Source organism: Sphaerisporangium corydalis (assembly GCF_025506355.1).
Taxonomy (GTDB): Bacteria; Actinomycetota; Actinomycetes; order Streptosporangiales; family Streptosporangiaceae; genus Sphaerisporangium; species Sphaerisporangium corydalis.
Genome location: NZ_JANZYP010000032.1, coordinates 45,413 through 68,788 on the forward strand (window position 1 = coordinate 45,413; position 23,376 = coordinate 68,788).

Below are 23,376 nucleotides of genomic sequence, written 5' to 3' on the forward strand. Positions count from 1 at the left end.
GCCCGCGATAAGTTGGCAACCCAATTTCAGCGTACATAGCCGTACATATGGGATTTGATTCTTCCGGGCGGTGCGAGAAGGCCCGCCCGGCAGCCGGACGGCGGCCGGTCACCACACGACCGTTACGCTGGCAAGCTGGGCCTGGTTCGTCGAGCGTGAACAGGAACGTTATGGAGACAAGCGACCGCCCGGGACGCCTCGCGGTCGGGGTGCTCGGGGCCGGACGAGTCGGTTCCGTCCTCGGCGCGGCACTCGCGCAGGCGGGCCACCGCGTCGTCGCGGCGGCCGGGGTCTCCGACGCCTCACGCCGCCGGGCCCGCGAGCGGCTCGGCGTGGACATCTCCCAGCCCGACGACGTCATCCGCAGGGCCGACCTCGTCCTGCTCACCGTCCCCGACGACGTGCTGCCCGGCCTGGTCTCCGGGCTCGCCGCGGCCGGGGTGGACCTGCGGGGCAAGATGCTCGCGCACACCAGCGGCGCGTACGGCCTGGGCGTGCTGGACCCGGCCTCGGCCGCGGGCGCGCTGCCCTTCGCGCTCCACCCGGTGATGACCTTCACCGGCCGCGACGACGACCTGCGCCGCGTCGCGGGCTGCTCGTTCGGCGTCACCGCGCCCGAGGCGCTGCGGCCGGTGGCCGAGGCCCTGGTCATCGAGATGGGCGGCGAGCCGGTCTGGATCGCCGACGAGGGCCGCGCGCTCTACCACGCCGCACTCGCCGGGGCCGCCAACCACATGGTCACCCTGATCGCGGAGTCGCAGGAGCTGCTCAAGAAGATCGGGGTCGAGGACCCGGGACGCATGCTCGGGCCCCTGCTCGGCGCCGCGCTGGACAACGTCCTGCGGCTCGGCCTCGCCGGACTGACCGGCCCGGTCGTGCGCGGCGACGCCGGCACCGTGCGCAAGCACGTGGACGCGCTCATCCTCGCCGCGCCCGAGGCCGCGGACGCCTACGTCGCCCTGGCCCGCCTCACCGCCGACCGCGCCCTGGCCGCCGGGCTGCTCAAGCCGGAGGCCGCCGAACGCCTGCTCGACGCCCTGGGAGGCAATTCGTGGACGTGATCGTCGCCGGGGACCGGCCGGAGCTGCTGGCGGCGCGCGCCACCCTCGGCATCGGTGCGGCGTACGGCGGGCCCGATGCCGGCGGGACGCTGGCCCTGGTCCCGACCATGGGGGCCCTGCACGAGGGGCACCGGTCGCTGATCCGTCTCGCCCGCGAGCACGCCGGCCACGTCGCGGTGAGCATCTTCGTCAACCCGCTGCAGTTCGGCCCCGGCGAGGACTTCTCCCGGTACCCCCGCACGTTCGAGGCCGACCTGGAGGTGTGCGCGTCCGAGGGGGTGGGCCTGGTCTTCGCGCCGGCGGCCGACGAGATGTACCGTCCCGGCCGCCAGGTGGGCCTCTCCTCGGGGCACATGGGCACGGTCGTCGAGGGCGCGTTCCGGCCAGGGCACTTCGACGGCGTGCTGACCGTCGTGATGAAGCTGTTCAACCTCGTCCAGCCGGACACCGCCGTCTTCGGCCAGAAGGACGCCCAGCAGCTCGCCCTGATCCGCCGCATGGTCGCCGACCTCGACCTGCCGATCGCGATCGTCGGGGCGCCCACGCTCCGCGAGCCGGACGGGCTGGCCCTGTCCAGCCGCAACCGCTACCTGTCGGCTGACGACCGGGCCACCGCACTCGCGCTGTCGTCGGCTCTGCGCGAGGGCGCCCGCGAGGCCGTGCCCGGCGAGATCCTGCGCGCCGCGCGTGCCGTGCTCGACGAGGCGGCCCGGGCGACCCCGCCGCTGCTGCTCGACTACCTGGCCCTGGTGGACCCCGCGACGTTCGCCGCCGTTCCCGAGGACCACCGCGGCGAGGCCGTCCTGGTGGTCGCCGCCAAGGTCGGCACCACCCGCCTCATCGACAACACCCCCCTCACCCTGACCACCTGATCCACCCCACTGGCGCCCTCGGCAGCACCCCGCTTCGGTGACCGGAATCCCCTGCGGGCACAGGGTGATTTATGACCATTTACCTGCCATAAGTGCTCTTGTCATACCCCTCCGGGCACAGTCCGTGGGCCATCCGTTATCGTCATATTGACGAAATGAGGGGAGCCACCCATGACCCACCCGCCCATTCCCCGGCGGCTGACCGCACCCGACCCCGGCTGGACCGTACGCGCCGACGTCGTCGTAGTGGGCTCCGGCATCGCCGGGCTCACCGTCGCACTCCGCTACGCCGAACTCGCCCCCGGCGCCAGGGTGCTGGTCGTCACCAAGGACGTGCTGTCGGCCGGATCCACCCAGTGGGCCCAGGGAGGCATCGCCGCCGTCCTCGACCCCGCCGACTCCCCGGCCGACCACCTCGGCGACACCCTGGTCGCCGGCGTCGGACTATGCGACGAGGCGGCCGTACAGGCCCTGGTCACCGAGGGGCCGGGCGCGCTGGGACGGCTCATCGAGCACGGCGCGCGCTTCGACCGCGACCCGGCCGGCGGGCTGCAGCTCGGCAGGGAGGGCGGCCACCGCCGCGACCGCATCGTGCACGCCGGAGGCGACGCGACCGGCGCCGAGGTCCAGCGGGCCCTGGTGGAGGCCGTACGCGCGAACGGCGGGATCGAGGTCATCGAGCACGCGCTGGTGCTCGACCTGCTGACGGACGCCTCAGGGGCGGCGTGCGGGATCACCCTGCACGTGATGGGCGAGGGCGCCAGGGACGGCGTCGGCGCCGTACGGGCGGGCGCCGTCGTGCTCGCCACCGGCGGCATGGGACAGGTCTACGCGGCCACGACCAACCCCGTGGTCTCCACCGGCGACGGCGTGGCCCTCGCGCTGCGCGCGGGCGCCGTCGTGCGGGACCTGGAGTTCGTCCAGTTCCACCCGACCGTCCTGTGGCTCGGCGAGGACTCGACCGGCCAGCAGCCGCTCATCTCCGAGGCGGTGCGCGGCGAGGGCGCCCTGCTGCTGGACGACACCGGTGAACGGTTCATGACCGGCGTGCACGAACTCGCCGAGCTGGCCCCCCGCGACGTGGTCGCCAAGGCGATCATGCGCCGCATGCTGGAGACCGGCGCCCGGCACGTCCACCTCGACGCCCGGCACTTCGGCGAGGAGAAGTGGCGCACCCGCTTCCCGACGATCTACGCGATCTGCCTGGAGCACGGCATCGACCCGGTGCGCGACCCGATCCCGGTCGCCCCCGCCGCGCACTACGCCAGCGGCGGCGTCCGCACCGACCTGAGCGGCCGTACGAGCGTCCCTGGCCTGTACGCCTGCGGCGAGGTGGCGTGCACGGGCGTGCACGGGGCCAACCGGCTCGCCTCCAACTCCCTGCTCGAAGGCCTCGTCTTCGCCGAGCGCATCGCCGCCGACCTGGCCACGACGCCGCCCACGCCGGGCGAGCCGGCCGATGACGGCCGCACGGCGGGCCTGGCCGACCCCAGGGTGCGCCCGAGGATCCAGGGACGGATGAGCGCCGGCGCGGGCGTGCTGCGGAGCGGGCGGAGCCTGGCCGAGGTCGCCCAGGGTCTGCTCGAAGCCCGCTGGACCCCGGTCGCGGTCGAGCCGTGCACGGAGTCGTGGGAGGCCACGAACCTGCTCACCGTCGCCACGGCGCTGGCCTCGGCGGCCGGGGCGCGGGAGGAGACCCGTGGATCGCACTGGCGCGAGGACTTTCCCGACAGAAACGACGCCTGGTGGCTGGGGCACCTCGATGTGACCCTGGCGGAGGAGGGACTTTCCATGACCTACCGGCAGCACGACGAGGACCGGACGACCATGCTCCCGCACCAGGTCGAGGCCGACCTGGTGGGCGCGGGACTCGACCCCGCAGCGGTCACCGCCCTGGCCGGCACCGCGCTCGCCGAGGACCTCACCGAGCGGGGTGACGTGACGACGACCGCCACCGTTCCGGCCGGCCGGCGGGCCACCGGCGACATCGTGGCGCGCGCCGACGGCGTGGTCGCGGGGCTCGCGGTCGCCGAGGCGGTGTTCTCCCTGTCCTCACGAGGGGGCCTGGCCGTCGAGCGCCGCGTGAAGGACGGCGAGCGGGTCGCGCGCGGCGACGTGCTGATGACGGTCACCGGCCCGGCCCGTGACCTGCTCACCGCCGAGCGCACCGCGCTCAACCTGCTCACCCACCTGTCCGGGATCGCCACCCTGACCCACCGCTGGGTCCAGGCGGTGGCCGGGACGCGGGCACGCGTCCGCGACAGCCGCAAGACCCTGCCCGGGCTCCGCGCGCTGGAGAAGTACGCCGTGCGATGCGGAGGCGGTGCCAACCACCGGATGTCGCTTTCCGACGCCGCCTTGATCAAGGACAATCACGTGGTGGCGGCCGGAGGGGTCGCCGAGGCGTTCCGCGCGGTGCGACAGGCGTACCCCGGGCTGCCGATCGAGGTGGAGGTCGACCGCCTCGACCAGCTCGAAGCGGTGCTCGCGGAGGGGGCGGAGGAGATCCTGCTGGACAACTTCACCGTGCCCGAGCTGGTGCGCGCCGTGGCCCTGGTGGACGGCCGGGCCCGCCTGGAGTCCAGCGGAGGACTCACGTTGGAATCGGCGCGTGAAGTAGCCGAAACCGGTGTTGACTACCTTGCTGTGGGGGCGCTGACCCACTCCGCGCCCGCACTCGACATCGCTCTGGACCTTCGGGGGGCTTGATGCTGCTAACGATCGACGTCGGCAACACCCACACCGTGCTCGGCCTGTTCGAGGGCGAGGAGGTCATCGAGCACTGGCGCCTCGCCACCGACGCGCGGCGCACGGCCGACGAGATCGCGGTCGTCCTCCAGGGGCTGCTCGGCCAGAGCCCGCTCCTGAAGGGCGCCGACGTCAGCGGCATCGCCATCTGCTCGACGGTCCCCTCGGTGCTGAACGAGATGCGGGAGATGTGCCGGCGGTACTACGGGGACGTCACCGCCGTGATCGTCGAGCCCGGCGTGCGCACGGGCGTTCCGGTGCGCATGGACAACCCCAAGGAGGTCGGCAGCGACCGCATCGTCAACGCGCTCGCCGCCATCACCCTGTACGGCGGCCCGTGCGTGATCGTCGACTTCGGCACCGCCACCTCCTTCGACGCGGTCTCCGCCAAGGGGGAGTATGTCGGCGCGGTGACCGCCCCCGGCATCGAGATCTCGGTGGACGCCCTGGCGGCGGCGGGCGCCCAGCTCCACAAGGTGGAGCTGGTACGGCCGCGTTCGGTGATCGCCAAGAACACCGTAGAGGCGCTCCAGGCCGGGATCATCTACGGCTTCGCCGGGCAGGTGGACGGCATCGTGGAGCGGATGGCGCCCGAGCTGGCCACCGACCCCGACGACGTGACCGTCGTGGCGACCGGCTCCCTGGCGGCGCTGGTGGTGGACGAGGCCCGCTCCATCGACGTGCACGAGCCGTGGCTCACGCTCATCGGCCTGCGCCTCATCTACAACCGCAACACCACCTGAGACGGCTTCACAACTTCAGGGCCTGGATCACCTGAGGCGGCTTCAGGACTTCAGGACCCGTCCCGTGACCCCGTGATCGGTGTCGCGGCGGACCCGCCGTCGCGCGCCGCCCCCAGAGCCGCGCTCCGGACCCATGGGACGTCGAGGCCCCTCCGTCGCCGCCCGCCCTGCCGTCAGGCCCCGCAGAGGCGGTGTGGCGGCCCGCGTGAGGGGTGCCCGGCGCGGCACGGGGGCGGCCGGCCGGGGATTGAGCGGAGATCCAAATCGAGGGCGCGGCGGTCGCGCGCGCCGATTACGACGCGGCCGCATGATCCGTAATGGCGAATCCGGCCATCGGCCGCGTGTTACGCGCGAGGCCGCGTCCGGCGAATAAGGGTGAGAAAGAGCCCGTCATTTCGCCGGGTGGAATTAGGCGTATTGGTGACCGATCGTATATCCGCTCGGGGCGCCGGCCCACGGACCGCAGGCGGGGAATCGTCCGATCCACCAGGCCCTCGGGGCGCGTCGCCGGGACGGCGGCCCTCGGCCTCCCTGGTCCAGGACCGCGCGGGGCGACCCTAAGGGTTCGCGGACATGTCATGAGTAGGTCACATATGGACAGGTATGTCAATCGCGATCGGAACGCGTATCGAGGCCGGTGCTTGACGACCTTTCAACGTGGCGTTTACCGTTCCTGACGGGCGGGCTGAAGCATTCAGTATGTTGCCGAGTTCGTCGTGGGGGAGGACACCCGATGGCGTATCCGGATCTGGTTTCCCGAGGGAATGACATTCCACCGGGATCAGACGGCGTGGGATTGAGCGATGATGATCTTCTTTTGCTCGCCGAGTTGGCCAAGGGCGTCACCGTCGACAGGGTGGGCCGGCGGCTGGACGTGAGCGGGCGCACGGTACGGCGCCGCCTTCGATGCATCTGCGACCGCATCGGCGTGGCCACCGCCATCGAGGCGGTGGCGTGGGCCGCGCGGCGCAGGCTCATCTGACGCGGCGGCTCATCTGACGCGGCTGTGAGGGCCGTTCCAGGCGGTCGCAGGGGTCGCTCCGACGCGGTCGTGCGGGCCGCCCTGGGTGGCGGCGTGAGCCGTTCCCCGGGGCGATCCTCGGCCGCGGGCCCGACCGCCCCGGTCGCCTCAGCGGGCGCGGTCAGCGGTCGGCCCGGTCGTTCCGCGTCCCTCGATTCGGTCGGCGAGGGACCGGGTCGGTGGACAGACGGTTCGGTCGGTGGACGGCCGGTTCAGTCGGCGATGCGCACGCCGCCGGCGAACGGGCGGTTGCCGAGCGGGGCGACCCGTACGACGTCCCCGGTGTGCGGCGCGTGCACCATCATGCCGCCGCCGATGTAGATGCCCACGTGATGCAGGTCGGAGTAGAAGAAGACCAGGTCGCCCGGACGCAGGTCCTCGCGGCTCACGTGGGTGCCGGCGGTCCACTGGTCGCCGGTGTAGTGCGGGAGGCTGATGCCGACCTTCTGGTAGGCCCACAGGACCAGGCCGGAGCAGTCGAAGGTGGTCGGGCCAGCGGCGCCCCAGACGTAGGGCCTGAGCTGCTGGGTGAGCGCCCACTTGGCGGCCTCGGCGGCCTTGCCCTCGCCCGGGATCGGAATGTCGATCTTCGTCGCCCGGCCGAACGACTGGCCGGCCTGCGACAGGGCGCGCTTGAACAGGCTGCTCTCGGTCTTGGCGACCAGGTCGCGGATCTTGTCGCGCTGTGAGGAAAGGTTGGAGACCAGCTTCTTGACCTCGACCTCGCGGGCCTTGGCACCGGCCTTCGCGCGCTCGGCCGAGTCCATCGCCTTGGCGATCTGCGAGACCTCCTCGCCCTGCTCCATCTCCATGGCGTAGGTCGTGGCGGCGCGGTCGAGATAGCCCTCGGGGTCGCCGGACATGGCCAGCGCGAGCGAGGAGCCCATGCCGCCGGTCATGTAGGCGTCCTGGGCGTACAGCCCGGCCTTGCGGCGCTTCTCCTCAAGATCGGTCTGGCTCTTGGCGAGCGTCTTCTTGGCCAGGTCGGCCGAGCGCTGCGCCTGCTTGAGCTGCTCTCTCTGGCTGTTGTACTGCTCGGTGAGCGACTCGATCTGGTTGTAGAGGTGCTCGACCTGGTTCTTGAGCTGGTTGAGGGTCGGTTTGGGCTCCGCGGTCGCGGTCATGAGGGGCGACCCGAACGTCATGGCCGAAAGGGCGACGGTGACGAGGGCGATCCGGCGCGGCAGGCGTCGGCGGGCTCCCATGAACGTTCCGAGCCGGGAACGGAAGTCGCGTTCCCGGGCCCGGGCATGTCTGCCCGCGCTCTCTCCAGGCGTGCGCCTAGGCTGCACCAACAAGCTCCTCTCCTCGGCCGCCTACCGGGTTAGCTGACGGGTTCGGGCCGGAGTAGCCCTACCGAGCACATGACGATGGAGGATCGCGATGCCTCCCTCTCGGATTCACCCCAGGGGTGGTGGGTGCGCTGGGGGGTTTCCCCGTCGCGTCCACCGTTGGGTCCCCGGTTCCTGGTCACTTCGGGACGTGACCTCGGACTAGGCGGTTCGGCCACCGCCGTGCGATGACCGACATTGACGCTGGACACTAGTGCAGGCAAGGTTCCTGCTCAACCAGAACTGCGGATTCTGTAGAGGTTTCACAACCGACGCGTCACGGGAAGATCACGTCTCGATGTGGCAACGGAGCCACATTACCCTGCGTTGACGTCGATGTGGGGGAGTCTTGCCACAGGTAGGCCCAGGTCTGTGCCATGACGGTCTAGGAAATGTCGCCAAAAGCAGCGGATTTCTACCCAGCGCGCTCGCCCGACCACCAAGGGTGACGCCGGGGCTGTCCGGAAGGGGTTTGGGTCCGTCCGTTACTCCCCTGCGGCACTCCCCGTCGCGAGTAGAGGCCGGTGGCGGCCGGATACGCTGGCCGGTCATGGATCAGGTCGTGGAGCCCGTACCCGCCGGCGGCACTCTCGTCGTCAGGCGAGCCCGCATCACCGACGTGCGGATCATCAGGCGTCTGGTCGACAGTTACTCGGGCGACGGGCCGCGCCTGCTGCGCAAGTCGACCGTCACCCTCTACGAGGACGTCCAGGAGTTCTGGGTCGCCGAGGTCGGCGGCGAGGTCGTGGGCTGCGGGGCGCTCCACGTGCTGTGGGAGGACCTGGCCGAGATCCGCACGGTCGCCGTCGACGCGAGCCGGCGCGGGCACGGCGTCGGCCACCGCATCGTCGCGGCCCTGATCGACACGGCGCGGGAGCTCGGGGCGCGGCGGGTCTTCTGCCTGACCTTCGAAGTCGCCTTCTTCGCCAAGCATGGTTTCGCCACCATCCAGGGCACTCCGGTCTCACCGGAGGTATACGCCGAGTTGCTCGACTCCTACGATGAGGGCGTGGCGGAGTTCCTCGATCTGGAGCACGTCAAGCCGAACACTCTCGGTAACGAGCGCATGCTTCTGCATTTGCTCCCGCGATCCTGACTGCCAGGATGACGCGATGGAAAGGTGACTGTTGATGTCACTGTCGCTACGTTGGGCAACACCACAGCATGTGTGTCTGACATATGCCACATGCGAACCCGAAGTGAGGTGACACGGTGAGCACCGGACAGCCGCCGTACCCACGGGACGAACCGGACGACCAGTCGTCCGGATCTCCGCAATATGGGCAGCACAGCGCCGATCGGCCCGGCCAGGGCATCGATCCGGAGGTGACGGTCGTTCACCGACCGCAGCCGACATCAGAGAACAGCTACCCCCAGCAGTCCTACGGGCAGCAGCAGCCGTACGGCCAGCAAGGCGCGTACGGGCAGCAGAGCGGGTACGGGCAGCAGAGCGGCACGGGAGCGTACGGGCAGGGTTACCCCCAGCAGCCCGCCGCCTCGGGCCAGCAGTCCTACGGCCAGCAGGACCCGCAGGCCGGCTCCGGCCAGTCCTACGGCCAGCAGGGCTACGGCCAGCAGCAGTCCTACGGGCAGCAGGGCTACGGCCAGCAGGACTCCTACGGCCAGCAGGCCCAGCAGGGCCAGCAGGGTTACGGCCAGCAGCCCGGCTACGAGCAGCAGGGGCAGTACGGGCAGCAGCAGGGCTACGGCCAGCAGCCGCAGTACGGCCAGCAGGGCTACGGTCAGCAGCCCGCGCAGCAGCAGGGCTACGGCCAGCAGCCGCAGTACGGGCAGCAGGCCCAGCAGAGCCAGGGCTACGGCCAGCAGCCCGGCTATGACCAGCAGCAGGGATACGGTGACCAGGCCTACGGCCAGCAGCAGCAGTACGGCCAGCCCGCCCAGGACGCCTACGCCCAGCAGCAGTACGGGCAGCAGGGGTACGCCCCCGCGCCCGGCTACGGCCAGCAGGGCTACCCCCAGCCCGGCTACCAGCAGCCGTACGGCGCCACCGGGGCGCAGCCCCCGGGCGCGCCCGCTCCGCTGGCGGAGTGGTGGCAGCGCCTGGTCGCCCGGCTCATCGACGGCGTGATCCTCGCAATCCCGACGTTCATCATCACGATCGTCCTGACCGCCGTCCTCGTGACCCAGGTGAGCTTCGACCCGAACACGGGCACGATCACCGAGCCGGGCGGGATCTTCCTCTCCGGGCTGATCACGGCGCTGCTCGTCGGCCTGATCTACGTCGTCTACGAGTTCCTGATGCTCAAGCAGCGTGGCCAGACGGTGGGCAAGATCGCCATGGGCATCAAGGTGGTCACGGTCGGCGGCGTGCTCGACGCCGGCGGCCTCGCCACCGACGTGGCCGGCAAGCGCGCGGGAGTGATCTTCGGACCGCAGCTCCTGCGGTGGATCCCGATCGTCGGCTGGATCACGAGCATCTTCTCGCTCGTGAACGTCCTGTGGCTGCTGTGGGACAAGCCCCTCCAGCAGTGCCTTCACGACAAGGTCGCCGGCACGATCGTCGTCAAGACCAGATAAACACCGCACCACGGGCCGGGGGACGCCATCCCCCGGCCCTTTTCTGCCTTCTGGCGCACTGTACGGTCCGGTCGGCGCATCCCGTGTACGACCGGTGAGACGCTCCCGCCGATCCGTGAGCACTCAGGCGAAAATCCGTGAGACCCTCAGGCGAACCGTCCGTAGGACTTCGGGCGAATCGTGCGTGATCCACCGTGGGCGCCCCTTGGTGAAGATCGCCGGGCCGCCTTCCGGAACCCTCCGCGGCGAGGTCGGTGACCCGGTAACGGACAAACCCGTATATGCGATAGGACCTTGCACATTCCGCAGCTTCCTTCGCTTGTCGCGAAAGGTGATCAAATGACGGCAGAACCACCCCCCGGTAGTAACCCCTACGAGCCGCCGCCGCCCCACGGCCAGCAGTACGGCCAGCCCCAGCCCGGCTACGGTCAGCCCCAGCCCGGCTATGGCCAGCCGCAGCCCGGCTACGGAGATCCTCAGGCCGGCTACGGCGGTCCGTACGGCGCCGGTCCCGCCCCGTACGGCGGCCCGCAGGGCGCGCCGCTGCCTCCCGGGGCCCCGGCCCCGCTCGCCGAGTGGTGGGAGCGCCTCGTCGCGCGGATCATCGACGGCATCCTGTTCTCGATCGTCTACGGGATCCTGGCCTCGATCCTCACGTCGATGTTCGCCCCGTCGCTGGCGGACATCCTGGCGAACCCGAGCCTGTCGACGGGAACCCTCGTCCTGCCGGGCCTGCTGGCGGCGATCATCGCCTACGGCGCGTACGCCGCGTACGACTATGTGCTGCATTCCAAGGACGGGCAGACCCTCGGCAAGAAGGTCATGAAGATCCGCCTCGCCGGCGTCGGCGGCGGCGTCCCCGATTCCGCCGCCGTGATGAAGCGTTCGGCTATCTTCCCGGGCGTGTTGGTTCTCTACGGCATTCCCCTCCTGGGATGGCTCGCCGCCATCTTCGTCCTCGTGCTGGGCGTGCTAATCCTCACGGACAAGCCGCTGCAGCAGGGGTTGCACGACAAGGTCGCGGGGACCGTTGTGGTCAAGGCACCGCGCTGAGATCGGCTTTATGGGCGGGGCGGTCGCACGGCGGCCGCCCCGCCCGCGTTTTCCGGCGGATCGCCTTTCCGTGGCCATCCGGTAAGCCCGCTGGAGAGACGGAGAATGCTCTGGAACGGTCCTTCGCGAGGTTTGACCCTCGCCCCCGCAACGCGGGCTGACCTCGCGTGAGGATAGAGTCGGATCCTGACTCCCCGATCAGGCAACCATGGCACAGCCGCAGGGTGTCTCGTGTGACAATTAACGTGGGCGGCCCGTGAATGCCACCCCCCGCGTGGAGCGAGGATCAATGAACGATGTATTGTCCGCCTTGATACCACCCGCGGTGGTCGCCGCGGTGGTCATCGTCGGTGTCGTGAAGCTGATGCGTTCCGAAGCCGCGGGGCGGCGCCAGGAGGCCGAGGCCTCGGAGAAGTCATCTGAGGCTTCTTCCGACTGACCGGCAGGTCCGGCGGCACGTTCCCCGGAAATCCACAGGTTCGCTGAATTGTCAGCCGGGGTTACCGGGTATATGTTTGGCTGGCGAATCGAACAATGCTCTGCGAAAGGATTGCCAGATGGCCACGCAGATCCAGAAGATACTCATCGACGACCTCGATGGTGGCGAGGCCAATGAGACAGTCACCTTCGCGATTGATGGCACCGCATACGAGATTGATCTGAGCGGAGACAACGCCAAGAAGCTGCGCGAGGCGCTGTCGTCTTTCGTGTCCAGTGCGCGCAGGGCCGAGGGTGCCTCCGCCCGCGGCCGTAAGCGTGGTGGCGGCCAGCGCCCGTCGCGTGAAAAGAGCTCGGAGATCCGCGCGTGGGCGAAGGCTCACGGCATCTCGGTGAGCGAGCGCGGCCGTATTGCCTCCTCCGTGGTCGAGCAGTACGAAGCGGCACACTGACGCGCTGTTTGTGATCACTCGGCTATGGCGGCGGAGGGCCATCAATCGCCGTCATAGCCGCATGATCGTGTTATCCGAGCGTGATCGTCCGGGGCGCGGCCGAGGGGTTCACGTAAATCGGTGAAGTTAAACGTCGTTCGCTTGCGGCGTAGCGGGAACATGTGACCCCCCAACAGTAGTTGGATGGAGCGTGAACGCCCTGCTCTCGGGGAACGTCTCCTGTCTAGAGCGGTCACCGGTCGGGGCTAGCATGCGGAAGCGGCGGGCCCGGATATCCCGAGCTGCCTGACCGCTCTGTGAGGGAGCGACGAGATGTTCGAAAGGTTCACTGACCGCGCACGGCGGGTTGTCGTCCTGGCCCAAGAAGAGGCCCGGATGCTCAACCACAACTACATCGGCACTGAGCACATTCTCCTTGGCTTGATCCATGAGGGTGAAGGCGTTGCCGCCAAGGCGCTTGAGAGCCTCGGCATCAGTCTTGAGGGTGTGCGCCAGCAGGTCGAGGAGATCATCGGCCAGGGGCAGTCGGCGCCGTCGGGGCACATTCCTTTCACCCCACGCGCCAAGAAGGTCCTTGAGCTGTCGCTCCGCGAGGCCTTGCAACTGGGCCACAACTACATCGGCACCGAGCACATCCTCCTCGGTCTCATCCGCGAGGGTGAGGGCGTGGCCGCCCAGGTGCTGGTGAAGCTTGGCGCGGACCTCAACCGGGTCCGTCAGCAGGTCATCCAGTTGCTCCATGGCTACCAGGGCAAGGAGCCCGCGGCGGCGGGAGGCCCGCAGGAGTCGGCCCCGTCGACCTCGCTTGTGCTCGACCAGTTTGGCCGCAACCTGACCCAGGCCGCCCGCGAGGGCAAGCTCGACCCGGTGATCGGTCGCGACAAGGAGATCGAGCGGGTCATGCAGGTCCTGTCCCGCAGGACCAAGAACAACCCCGTCCTGGTCGGCGAGCCCGGCGTCGGCAAGACCGCCGTCGTGGAAGGGCTGTCCCAGAAGATCGTCAAGGGCGAGGTGCCCGAGACGCTCAAGGACAAGCAGCTCTACACCCTCGACCTGGGCGCGCTGGTCGCCGGCTCCCGCTACCGCGGTGACTTCGAGGAGCGCCTGAAGAAGGTGCTCAAGGAGATCCGCACGCGCGGCGACATCATCCTGTTCATCGACGAGCTGCACACCCTGGTGGGCGCGGGCGCCGCCGAGGGCGCCATCGACGCCGCGAGCATCCTGAAGCCGATGCTGGCCAGGGGCGAGCTGCAGACCATCGGCGCGACCACCCTCGACGAATACCGCAAGCACCTGGAGAAGGACGCCGCGCTCGAGCGCCGGTTCCAGCCGATCCAGGTGGCCGAGCCCTCGCTCAGCCACACGATCGAGATCCTCAAGGGCCTGCGCGACCGATACGAGGCGCACCACCGCGTGACGATCACCGACGCGGCGCTGGTGGCCGCGGCGCAGCTCGCCGACCGCTACATCAGCGACCGGTTCCTGCCGGACAAGGCGATCGACCTCATCGACGAGGCCGGCTCGCGCATGCGCATCCGCCGCATGACCGCGCCGCCGGACCTCCGCGAGTTCGACGAGAAGATCGCCCAGGTGCGCCGCGACAAGGAGTCCGCGATCGACGCGCAGGACTTCGAGAAGGCGGCGGCCCTCCGTGACCAGGAGAAGCAGCTCCAGCTCAAGCGCGACCGCCGCGAGAAGGAGTGGAAGGCCGGCGACATGGACGTCGTCGCCGAGGTCACCGAGGAGCTCATCGCCGAGGTCCTGGCGACGGCCACCGGCATCCCGGTCTTCAAGCTGACCGAGGAGGAGTCGCAGCGGCTGCTCCGCATGGAGGACGAGCTGCACAAGCGGATCATCGGCCAGGACGACGCCATCAAGGGTCTGTCCCGGGCGATCCGCCGCACGCGCGCGGGTCTGAAGGACCCGAGGCGCCCCGGTGGCTCGTTCATCTTCGCCGGCCCCTCGGGCGTCGGTAAGACCGAGCTGTCCAAGGCGCTGGCCGAGTTCCTGTTCGGGGACGAGGACGCGCTGATCATGCTGGACATGTCCGAGTTCATGGAGAAGCACACCGTCTCCCGGCTGTTCGGCTCCCCTCCCGGCTACGTCGGGTACGAAGAGGGCGGCCAGCTCACCGAGAAGGTGCGGCGCAAGCCGTTCTCCGTGGTCCTGTTCGACGAGATCGAGAAGGCCCACCCGGACATCTTCAACTCGCTCCTGCAGATCCTGGAGGACGGTCGCCTGACCGACGCCCAGGGCAGGGTCGTGGACTTCAAGAACACCGTCATCATCATGACGACCAACCTCGGCACCCGGGACATCTCCAAGGGCATCGGGGTCGGGTTCGCCAAGTCCAACGACGTCGAGGGCAACTACGACCGGATGAAGTCCAAGGTCCAGGAGGAGCTCAAGCAGCACTTCCGGCCCGAGTTCCTCAACCGCGTCGATGACACCGTGGTCTTCCACCAGCTCACCCCGGCCGAGATCATCAAGATCGTCGACCTGATGCTGGCCCAGGTGGACCTGCGGCTGAAGGACCGCGACATGGGGATGGAGCTCACGCAGGAGGCCAAGCAGCTGCTGGCCGACCGTGGCTACGACCCGGTGCTCGGCGCCCGTCCGCTCCGCCGTACGATCCAGCGCGAGCTGGAGGACTCTCTGTCGGAGAAGATCCTGTACGGCGACCTGCGCCCGGGTCAGGTCGTGAAGATCGCGATCGAGGGTGAGGGCGACGAGGCCACGTTCACCTTCGTCGGTGAGCAGCGGGCCCAGCCGGAGATCCCGGACTCGGCGGCGGCGATCGTCGAGGACGCGCCCGGCTCCAGGGCCGTCGCGGCCGCCCCGGCGGACCGCACGCGACCGTAGCTGGATCGGTTCGAGAGGACCCCCCGTGAGGATCACCTCACGGGGGGTCTTTCGTATTTCGTGAGATCACTTTGGCGCGATTCGCTATGACACCACCGAATGTAGTACTACACTCCGTAGAGCGGATCGGGCGGGCCCCGGATCGGCGGATCACAAGATCCGCGGAGTACGGCGGCCATCGCCCGGGTCCCCCCGTCGGTGTAGCGGGGGATCCGCTGCCGGGAGGACGCGGCGATCGGCTCCGCCGGGCAGACTCGGGCGGGCCAGGCCGGATCCCCGGCAGGGAGAGCACCTCCGCCGCACGCGGCCGCGTCCGGCCGCCTGAAGCCGTGGGACCGAAGCGTAGTACGCCTGGGGAGGCACCGAATGCGCCTGCGTCATGAGGACGGCACGCTGGTTCACCTGTCCTACAACGCGGGCGTGCACCCCGCGGAGGACCTGGAGAACCTGATCGCCCATCTGACCCGCTACGCCGTCCCTGTGCGGAAGCGGCTGGGCGTCGACCGGCTCGGGATCGGCCTCTGGCTGGCCCCCGGCGTCGCCGACCACCTCATCGCCGACCGCATCGAGCTCGTCCGCCTCGGCCGGTCCCTTGAGGAGCGCGGCCTGGAGGTCGTCAGCCTGAACGGCGCGGGCGGGCGCGGCATGGGGCAGGACAGCCCCGGCCCCGACTGGGCCAAGCCCGAGCGCTACCGCTACACGATGGCCCTGGCGAAGATCCTCGCCTTCCTGCTCCCCGAGGACGTCCGCTTCGGCAGCATCACCACGATCCCCATCGGCTGGCGGCGTGACTGGCCGGCCGACCTGCACGCGATCGCCTCGCGCCGGCTCGACCGGCTCTCCCGCGAGCTGCGCGGCCTGCACAGCGTGACCGGCAAGACCATCCGGGTGGGGTTCCAGCCGTGGCCGGGCTGCGTGCTGGAGACGACCGAGCAGGCCGTGAAGCGGGTGTGCGGCATCGACTCCGAGTACCTCGGGGTCTGCCTGGACGCCTGCCACCTCACCTGCGGGGTCGAGGAGCCCGGCGCCGCCCTGCGCGGGGTGGCCGCCGCCGGGGCCTCGGTGGTGAAGCTGGGCCACGTGCACAACCACACCGGGGAGATCCCGGGCACCGAGTCCATCCTGGAGAACACCCTGGCCGCGATCCTGGCCGGGCCGGGGACGGGCGGCGCGCACATCGAGGTGGAGGCGCACGGCCTGGCCTCACCGGCCAAGGGCAAGGGCCCCGCCGCCCTGGTGGCCACGCTCGCCGACGAACTCGACTGGACCCGCCGCAACCTCACCGCCCTTGGCCTCAAGCTCGCCGCCTGACCCGGCCGGCCCCGGCCTCACCGCCCCCGGCCAAGCTCGCCGCCTGACCCGCCCGGCCTCAAGCTCACCGGCCTCGAACTCGCCGCCTGACCCGGCCGGCCCGCCGGGGTCGGGGGACGTCCTACGCCTCACCGCCGGGGGCCCGGGCCGCCGGTGGTGAGGCCGGGTAATAGATCAAGCAGGGAGGCGGTAGGTGCCCTCGTCCGGCACCTCGGCCAGACCGTCGGCGACAAGGCTGTCGAGCGCCCGTTCGCGCTGGACCTCGTCGGCCCAGACCGCGTCGAGCGCGGCCTTGGGCACGGCGCCGTGGGCGTCCCTGAGGACCGCCAGGAGCCGTCCCCTGCACTGCCGGTCGGTGCCCGCGTAGGTCTGCCCGCGTCGCTCAGGACCATCGTGGGCCGGGCGTCCCGCCAGGCGCCAGGCGCAGAGGCCGGCCACGGGGCAGTCGGCGCACCGGGGCGCGCGGGCCGTGCAGACCAGGGCGCCGAGCTCCATGACCGCGACCGCCCACGTCGGCGCGTCCAGGGCGGGGAGCAGCGACTCGGCCAGCCGGCGCTCCACGGTCGTGGTGGCCTTCGGCGGGTACTCCTCCCCCCGTACGGCGCGGGCCAGCACCCGGCGCACGTTGGTGTCCAGCACGGCGTGGCTGCCGCCGTAGGCGAAGCTCGCGACGGCCGCCGCCGTGTAGTCGCCGACGCCGGGAAGGCCGCGCAGCGCGTCGTAGGAGGACGGGACCCGCCCGTCATGGTCCGCGGTGATCGCGCGGGCGCACGCGTGCAGGTTGAGCGCGCGGCGGGGGTATCCGAGGCGCCCCCAGTGGCGTACGGCCTCACCTGGCGGTTCGGCGGCGAGGGCGGCGGGGGTGGGCCAGCGTTCCATCCACTCGGTCCAGACCGGCTGGACGCGGGCCACGGGGGTCTGCTGGAGCATGATCTCGCTGACCAGGATCGCCCAGGGGCTCGCGTCCGGCCGCCGCCAGGGGAGGTCTCTGGCCTTCTCGGCGTACCAGTCGAGGATGGGGGTGTGCAGTGCGGTTCCCACGGTGCCGAGCCTAGATCGTGCTCACCCGGTGCCACGCCCATTTGCGTCACCCGCTCGTACTCGGAGATCGCGAAGGACGGCGATCGGCTGACGACCCGCCGCCGGCTCCGCTGTACGGGTGCCACGGTAGACACAAGGGCGTGAGATCCGAATCAGCCCCAGGTTAGCGCCCCCCTAACCTTCCTCACCGGTCTGAGCGGCGAAGAGAGCCGGGTCGGCGGCGGGCTCACCCGTGGTCTGGGAAGCTGGGGTGGGGGGGTGGCCCCCGGGCCCGATTCGATGAGAGACGGGCCGTGCGGCGTCGCCCCCGGGTCCGATCCGATGAGGGGTGTCGTGCGGGAGCCTCACAGTACGCCGTTGCGCCGCAGGGTCCTGGTGGCCATCGTCGGCATCGCCGCGCCGGCCGTGGCGCTGTTCGCGATCCCGCTCGCGCTGTCGGTCGAGCGGCTCTACCACGACGAGACGGCGGGCGCGCTGGGGCGCGACGCCACCTGGATCGCCGCCGCCATCCCCGACCACGTGATGAGCGGGCCCCCGGCGTCGCTGTCGCTGCCGAGAGGCGTGCCGTCCGGGCTGCGCGTCGGCGTGTACACCACCAAGGGCGACCTGCTGTTCGGCGAGGGGCCGAGGCGGTCGGACATCGCGGTCCATTCCCGCGACGGCCGCGTCCACGAGGAGGTGGAGGACGGCTACATGGCGGTCTCGGCGCCGATCCCCTCCGACGAGGTGCGCGGGGGCGTGGTGCGGGTGGCCGCGCCCTACGACCAGATCTCCGAACGCGTGCACGAGTCGTGGCTGCTCATGGCCGGGCTCGCGGTGATCGTGATCGGCCTGGCGGCCGCGTTCGCGCTGCGCCAGTCCAGGCGGCTCGCCGCGCCGCTGGAACACCTGACCCGGGCGGCGCAGGGACTCGGCGCGGGCGACTTCTCCATCCGCGCGCCGCGATCGGACGTACGGGAGGCCGACGTCGCGGGCCTGGCCCTGGAGTCGACGGCCCGCCGACTCGGTGAGGTGCTCGACCGCGAGCGCGCCTTCAGCGCCGACGTCTCCCACCAGCTCCGTACCCGCCTCACGGGCATGCTGCTGGGCCTTGAGTCGGCGCTCGCCCGCCCGGGCGCCCAGCACGAGGACGCCATCCGCACCGCCCTGGCCCGGGGCGAGCAGCTCCAGACCGTCATCGAGGACCTCGTACGGCTCACGCGGGAGAGCGACGCGGAACGTTGCCTGGACGTGCGTGCGCTCCTCCAGGAGATCCGGGGCGCCTGGTACGGGGGGCTGGCCGCGCAGGGGCGCTCGCTGGCCCTGAGCCTGCCCGACGAGCTCCCTCCCGTCGCGGCATCGCCGGCGGCGCTGCGGCAGATCCTCCAGGTCCTGCTGGACAACGCCGTCGCGCACGGGGCCGGCGAGATCACCGTGGACGTGGCCGACCTCGGGAACGGCGTCGCGATCGAGGTGGCCGACCAGGGGGCGGGCGTTCCCGAGGGGGCCGACGTGTTCGCGCGCCGCTCGGGGGACGCAGAGGGGCACGGCATCGGCCTGGCGCTGGCGCGCTCGCTCGCCGAGGCCGAGGGCGGCCGTCTCGTCCTGCGCCGCGCCGCCCCGCCGGTCTTCAGCCTCCTCCTCCCGACCCCCGGCCCTGACTGAGAGCACCCGAACCGTGGACGGCCGCCGCCCCGGCGAGGGCTCGCCTACGATCGGCATATGACGCGTGTACTGGTCGTTGAGGACGATCCGGTCATCGGCTCGGAGCTGGTGGAGGCGCTGGCGGGGAACGGCTACCAGGTGACGCTGTCGAGGACCGGCGGCGACGCGCTCGACAAGGTCAGGGACGGCGCTCCCGACCTCGTCCTGCTCGACCTCGGCCTGCCCGACGTGGACGGCGTCGCGGTGTGCCGCCGCCTCCGCGTCGCGCTGCCGTCCACCTTGATCGTCGTGCTGACCGCACGCACGCAGGAGTTCGAGGTGGTGGTCGCGCTGGACGCGGGCGCCGACGACTACCTCACCAAGCCGTTCCGGCTGACCGAGCTGCTCGCCAGGCTGCGCGCGCATCTGCGCCGCCAGGCCACCCCGCAGGGGGAGCGAACGCTGTCGGTCGGCCTCCTGCGCCTGGACCTTCCCGCGCGCCGGGCCTACGTGGGGGACGCGGAGCTGATCCTGCGGCCCAAGGAGTTCGACCTGCTCGCGGCGCTGGCCTCCCGCGCGGGCGAGGTCGTCACGCGCGAGCAGCTCATGGACGACGTGTGGGACGCCAACTGGTTCGGGCCGACCAAGACCCTGGACGTGCACGTCTTCGCGCTGCGCCGCAAGCTGAGCGAGCACGGCGAGGACCCCCAGCGCATCACCACCCTGCGGGGCCGCGGCTACCGCTACGAGATCGACGTCTGACCGCGCCGGCGCCATCGTCACGACGTCTCGCCCGCCGGTTCCGCGCGGCGCCGGGGGTTTTCTGGACATGTCAGGATCTGTAGGGGGTGCTGTCAGGGTTTGTGGGTGGGTACGTTCTCCCAGATCGGCGGGTCGGCGCCCTGTATGGTGATCGAATCACCATACTGTAAGTATGGATCCGGACACGTTCCGTGGCGACGTCGGCGTCGAGGGGCCGGACGTCTACTGGCGCCGCAGGGTGTCGGTGCTCACTGGTGCCCTCGTCGTGGTCGCCGTCGTGGCCTGGGCCTGCACCAGCGCGTCAGGCGGCTCGGGGTCGAACGCCCCGAGGCCCGCGGTGGCCGGGTCGAAGGACCCCGGCTCAGGGGCGGGCGTCGCGCCCGTGCCGTCCCCGGCCGCCACCCCGACGCCGGCGCCCACCGCCAAGCCGACGGCGACCCGTCATCCGGCCGCCAAACCCAGCCCGCACCCGAGCCGCGCCCAGCGCCCCGGCGACCCCTGCGAGCGGCCCGACCTGGTGCTCGGCCTGCGTGGCGAGTCCGAGGTGTACGCCAAGAAGGGCACCCCTAGGTTCCTGCTCACCGTCGTCAACATCGGCCGCGTCGAGTGCACGGTCGACGTCGGGCCGCGCGCCGTGGAGATCCGCATCGTCTCGGGCACCGACCGCGTCTGGTCGACCGCCGACTGCGTGAGCGGCGACGGCGTGGACGTCCGGCACCTCCGGCGCGGCATCCCGCACGTGCGCACGGTCGGCTGGGACCGACGCCGGTCCGCGCCCGACTGCCGCTCGGCCCGCCAGAAGGCCCGTGACGGCACGTACGTCGCGATGGCCAGGCTCGGGCCGCTGCGCAGCGCCAAGGTCGTCTTCCACCTCCGCTGACCCGCCTTCGGCGGGCGGGTCAGACGTAGCGTTCCAGGATGGAGGCCTCGGCCAGGCGGGAGAGGCCCTCGCGGACGCTGCGGGCGCGGGACTCGCCGACGCCGCCCACCGACTGCAGGTCGTCGATGCTCGCCGCCAGGAGCTTCTGCAGGCCGCCGAAATGGCCCACGAGCCGGTCGACGACGGTCGCGGGGAGCCGGGGGACCTTGGCCAGCAGGCGGTACCCCCGGGGGCTCACCGGGCCGTCCAGGGCCTCGGAGCCGGTGTGCCCGAGGACGCGCGCGACGGCCGTCAGGTCGAGCAGGTCGGCGGGGGAGAGCCGGTCGAGCTCCGCGAGCGAGTCGGCCACCCTGCGCGGGCGGCGCCCCGACCCGGCGGCCGGCAGGTAGTCGCGCATGATCAGGTCGCGGTCCTCGCCGACCCCGGCGACCAGCTCGGCGAGCTGCAGGGAGAGCAGGCGGCCGTCGGTGCCGAGCTCGACGACGTACCCCTCGATCTCGCCGGCGATGCGGCGCACCATCTCCAGCCGCAGCACCACCACCGCGACGTCCCTGACGGTGACGAGGTCCTCGATCTCCAGGGCCGACAGGGTGCCGGAGACCTCGTCGAGGCGCATCTTGTAGCGTTCGAGGGTCGCCAGCGCCTGGTTGGCCTTGGACAGGATCGCCGCCGACTCCTCCATGACGTAGCGCACGCCTTCGAGGTAGAGCGCGATGATGCGCATGGACTTGCTGATCGAGATCACCGGGAAGCCGGTCTGCCGCGCCACCCGCTGGGCGGTGCGGTGGCGCGTGCCGGACTCGTTGGTGGGGATGGCCGAGTCGGGCACGAGGTGGACCGCCGCCCGGACGATCTTGTCGCCCGAGCGGTTGAGCACGATGGCGCCGTCCATCTTGGCGAGCTCGCGCAGGCGGGTGGCGGAGAACTCCACGTCGAGCGAGAACCCGCCCGTGCAGACGCCCTCGACGATGTCGTCATGGCCGAGGACGATCAGAGCGCCGGTGTGGCCACGGAGAATGCGCTCCAGGCCGTCACGCAGCTCGGTGCCTGGAGCGAGCGTGGCAAGGGTGGATCTTCGGCGTTCGTCGATGCCCTTGCTGGTGTGTGCCACATGACCCCCGCTGGTCGCTGACGTGGCCCAGTTTACCGGCGAAGTGCCCGCCGGGCCCGGAGATCCTCACGTGACGTGCGTGAGCGCGTCCCAGACGTTCTCCGCCTCTGTGACGTCGAAACCCTGGGAGAAGGTCGTCGTGCGGATGGGCGACCTGGTCACGGGGACGGGATGGAGCGAGTCGCCCTCGCCGCTCGTCAGCGCGGAGGGGTCCTGGTCGAGCGATCTGGCGGGCACCAGGGCGTGGGTGAAGCCGAGGCGCGCGGCCTCGGCGACCCGCCGCCGGATGTCCCTGACCGGCCGCAGCTCCCCCGCCAGGCCGACCTCGCCGAGCACGACCAGGCCGGGCGGCAGCGGGCGGTCGCCGGCCGCGCTGGCCACGGCGAGCATCACCGCGAGGTCCACCGCGGGGTCGTTGAGCTTGATGCCGCCGACGGTGGCGGTGAACACGTCGCACCCGCTCAGGCGGGCGTTGAGCCGCCGCTCCAGCACCGCGAGGATCATCGTCACCCGGAACGGGTCGAGCCCGGAGGAGGACCGGCGGGGCTGCTGGGCCTCGGTGGGGCCGACGAGCGCCTGCACCTCGGCAGGGAGCGGGCGGGTGCCCTCGACGGTGACGGTGACGCAGGTGCCGGGCACCGGCTCGGCGCGCCGCGAGACGAACAGGCCGCTCGGGTCGGGCAGCCCCACGATGCCGCTTTCCGTGAGGTCGAAGCAGCCGATCTCGTCGGTCGGGCCGTAGCGGTTCTTGATGGACCTGACCATGCGCAGCCGGGAGTGCCGGTCGCCCTCGAAGTGCAGGACCACGTCGACGAGGTGTTCGAGCGTGCGCGGGCCGGCGATCGAGCCGTCCTTGGTGACGTGGCCGACCAGGACCGTGGACATGCCGCGCTCCTTGGCCAGGCGGACGAGGTTGCCCGTGACCTCGCGCACCTGGGTGACCCCGCCGGGGACGCCGGTCGCCTGCGCGGAGCCGATGGTCTGGACGGAGTCGACGATCAGGAGCCTCGGCTGGATCTTCTCGACATGGCTCACCAGCGCGGACAGGTCGGTCTCCGCCGCGAGGTAGAGCTGGTCCTGGATGGCGCCGATGCGGTCGGCGCGCATGCGGACCTGGGCGGTCGACTCCTCGCCGGTGACGTAGAGCACGGTTTCGTGACGCGCGATGCTGGCGGCGGCCTCCAGCAGCAAGGTGGACTTGCCGATGCCGGGCTCGCCGGCCAGCAGGACGACGGCGCCGGGCACCAGGCCCCCGCCGAGCACGCGGTCGAGCTCGCCGACCCCGGTGGTGCGCGCGCGGGCGAACTCGGCCTTGACCTGGCCGATCGGCAGCGCGGGCGCGGTCACCGCGCCGCCCTGCACGACATGGACGCCTCCGCGGGCGCCCTCCTCGTCGACCGTGCCCCACGCCTGGCACTCGCCGCAGCGGCCGACCCACTTGGCGGCCCGCCACCCGCACTCGGCACAGCGGTAACCGAGCTTCTGCGTCTTGGTCATGCGGGCACGTTATCGGCAGCCGCCGACATTCC

The 23,376-nt window shown here is 71.1% G+C and carries 19 protein-coding genes and 1 riboswitch; of the genes, 15 read left to right on the forward strand and 4 right to left on the reverse strand.

Annotated features, from left to right (window positions below; translation table 11 throughout):
- The first annotated feature begins 170 nt into the window (after positions 1-170).
- The 5 genes from NYZ98_RS21930 (at position 171) to NYZ98_RS21950 (ending at position 6,406) form a co-directional block, all read left to right on the forward strand.
- On the forward strand, positions 171-1,061 hold the full coding sequence (locus NYZ98_RS21930) for a Rossmann-like and DUF2520 domain-containing protein (RefSeq protein ID WP_262844727.1): 891 nt from the start codon (positions 171-173) through the stop codon (positions 1,059-1,061).
- A gap of 23 nt (positions 1,062-1,084) precedes the next feature.
- Complete coding sequence (gene panC / locus NYZ98_RS21935) at positions 1,085-1,933, forward strand: pantoate--beta-alanine ligase (protein ID WP_262844769.1); 849 nt, start codon at positions 1,085-1,087, stop codon at positions 1,931-1,933.
- 171 nt (positions 1,934-2,104) lie between these two features.
- Positions 2,105-4,642, forward strand: a complete 2,538-nt coding sequence (locus NYZ98_RS21940) for an L-aspartate oxidase (RefSeq protein WP_262844728.1) — start codon at positions 2,105-2,107, stop codon at positions 4,640-4,642.
- On the forward strand, positions 4,642-5,424 hold the full coding sequence (locus tag NYZ98_RS21945; protein WP_262844729.1) for a type III pantothenate kinase: 783 nt from the start codon (positions 4,642-4,644) through the stop codon (positions 5,422-5,424). Before NYZ98_RS21940 ends, NYZ98_RS21945 begins: the two co-directional genes overlap by 1 nt.
- Positions 5,425-6,241: 817 nt before the next feature.
- Entirely contained in the window at positions 6,242-6,406 is a 165-nt protein-coding gene (locus NYZ98_RS21950; RefSeq protein WP_316249591.1) for a helix-turn-helix domain-containing protein, read from the forward strand.
- Positions 6,407-6,657: 251 nt separating this feature from the next.
- Here the strand turns inward: NYZ98_RS21950 and NYZ98_RS21955 are convergent, their stop codons facing one another.
- The gene (locus NYZ98_RS21955) at positions 6,658-7,650 is read right to left on the reverse strand and encodes a C40 family peptidase (RefSeq protein ID WP_262844731.1); all 993 of its coding nucleotides are present in this window, start codon (positions 7,648-7,650) and stop codon (positions 6,658-6,660) included.
- Positions 7,651-7,742: 92 nt separating this feature from the next.
- A riboswitch (cyclic di-AMP (ydaO/yuaA leader) is annotated at positions 7,743-7,955 on the reverse strand.
- A 371-nt stretch (positions 7,956-8,326) separates the two neighbouring features.
- On the opposite strand from NYZ98_RS21955, the gene NYZ98_RS21960 reads away from it, so the two are divergent.
- From NYZ98_RS21960 to NYZ98_RS21990, 7 genes are all read left to right on the forward strand, one after another.
- On the forward strand, positions 8,327-8,872 hold the full coding sequence (locus NYZ98_RS21960) for an amino-acid N-acetyltransferase (protein ID WP_262844732.1): 546 nt from the start codon (positions 8,327-8,329) through the stop codon (positions 8,870-8,872).
- A gap of 116 nt (positions 8,873-8,988) precedes the next feature.
- On the forward strand, positions 8,989-10,314 hold the full coding sequence (locus NYZ98_RS21965) for an RDD family protein (protein WP_262844733.1): 1,326 nt from the start codon (positions 8,989-8,991) through the stop codon (positions 10,312-10,314).
- A 339-nt stretch (positions 10,315-10,653) separates the two neighbouring features.
- A complete protein-coding gene (locus tag NYZ98_RS21970) occupies positions 10,654-11,367 on the forward strand; it encodes an RDD family protein (RefSeq protein ID WP_262844734.1) in 714 nt (237 codons plus the stop codon).
- A 289-nt stretch (positions 11,368-11,656) separates the two neighbouring features.
- Positions 11,657-11,806 (forward strand): hypothetical protein, encoded by a 150-nt coding sequence (locus NYZ98_RS21975; protein WP_262844735.1) that lies wholly within the window; start codon positions 11,657-11,659, stop codon positions 11,804-11,806.
- Positions 11,807-11,924: 118 nt separating this feature from the next.
- Positions 11,925-12,257 (forward strand): histone-like nucleoid-structuring protein Lsr2, encoded by a 333-nt coding sequence (locus NYZ98_RS21980; protein WP_262844736.1) that lies wholly within the window; start codon positions 11,925-11,927, stop codon positions 12,255-12,257.
- A gap of 312 nt (positions 12,258-12,569) precedes the next feature.
- A complete protein-coding gene (locus tag NYZ98_RS21985; RefSeq protein ID WP_262844737.1) occupies positions 12,570-15,119 on the forward strand; it encodes an ATP-dependent Clp protease ATP-binding subunit in 2,550 nt (849 codons plus the stop codon).
- 366 nt (positions 15,120-15,485) lie between these two features.
- A complete protein-coding gene (locus NYZ98_RS21990; protein ID WP_262844738.1) occupies positions 15,486-16,430 on the forward strand; it encodes a TIM barrel protein in 945 nt (314 codons plus the stop codon).
- Between the two features lie 174 nt (positions 16,431-16,604).
- Here the strand turns inward: NYZ98_RS21990 and NYZ98_RS21995 are convergent, their stop codons facing one another.
- Positions 16,605-17,471 carry an HhH-GPD family protein gene (locus tag NYZ98_RS21995; RefSeq protein WP_316249592.1) on the reverse strand — a complete coding sequence of 289 codons (867 nt, stop codon included), beginning with the start codon at positions 17,469-17,471 and terminating at the stop codon, positions 16,605-16,607.
- Positions 17,472-17,804: 333 nt separating this feature from the next.
- Between NYZ98_RS21995 and NYZ98_RS22000 the strand changes: the two genes are divergently transcribed.
- The 3 genes from NYZ98_RS22000 (at position 17,805) to NYZ98_RS22010 (ending at position 20,736) form a co-directional block, all read left to right on the forward strand.
- On the forward strand, positions 17,805-19,115 hold the full coding sequence (locus tag NYZ98_RS22000) for a sensor histidine kinase (protein WP_262844739.1): 1,311 nt from the start codon (positions 17,805-17,807) through the stop codon (positions 19,113-19,115).
- A gap of 57 nt (positions 19,116-19,172) precedes the next feature.
- Positions 19,173-19,856: a response regulator transcription factor gene (locus NYZ98_RS22005; RefSeq protein ID WP_262844740.1), complete on the forward strand. Its 684-nt coding sequence runs from the start codon at positions 19,173-19,175 to the stop codon at positions 19,854-19,856.
- A gap of 172 nt (positions 19,857-20,028) precedes the next feature.
- On the forward strand, positions 20,029-20,736 hold the full coding sequence (locus tag NYZ98_RS22010) for a hypothetical protein (protein ID WP_262844741.1): 708 nt from the start codon (positions 20,029-20,031) through the stop codon (positions 20,734-20,736).
- Positions 20,737-20,755: 19 nt separating this feature from the next.
- Here the strand turns inward: NYZ98_RS22010 and disA are convergent, their stop codons facing one another.
- Positions 20,756-21,847, reverse strand: coding sequence for a DNA integrity scanning diadenylate cyclase DisA (gene disA, locus NYZ98_RS22015; RefSeq protein WP_262844742.1), 1,092 nt, complete (start codon positions 21,845-21,847; stop codon positions 20,756-20,758).
- 66 nt (positions 21,848-21,913) lie between these two features.
- Positions 21,914-23,344, reverse strand: coding sequence for a DNA repair protein RadA (gene radA / locus NYZ98_RS22020; protein WP_262844743.1), 1,431 nt, complete (start codon positions 23,342-23,344; stop codon positions 21,914-21,916).
- Positions 23,345-23,376 lie beyond the last annotated feature (32 nt).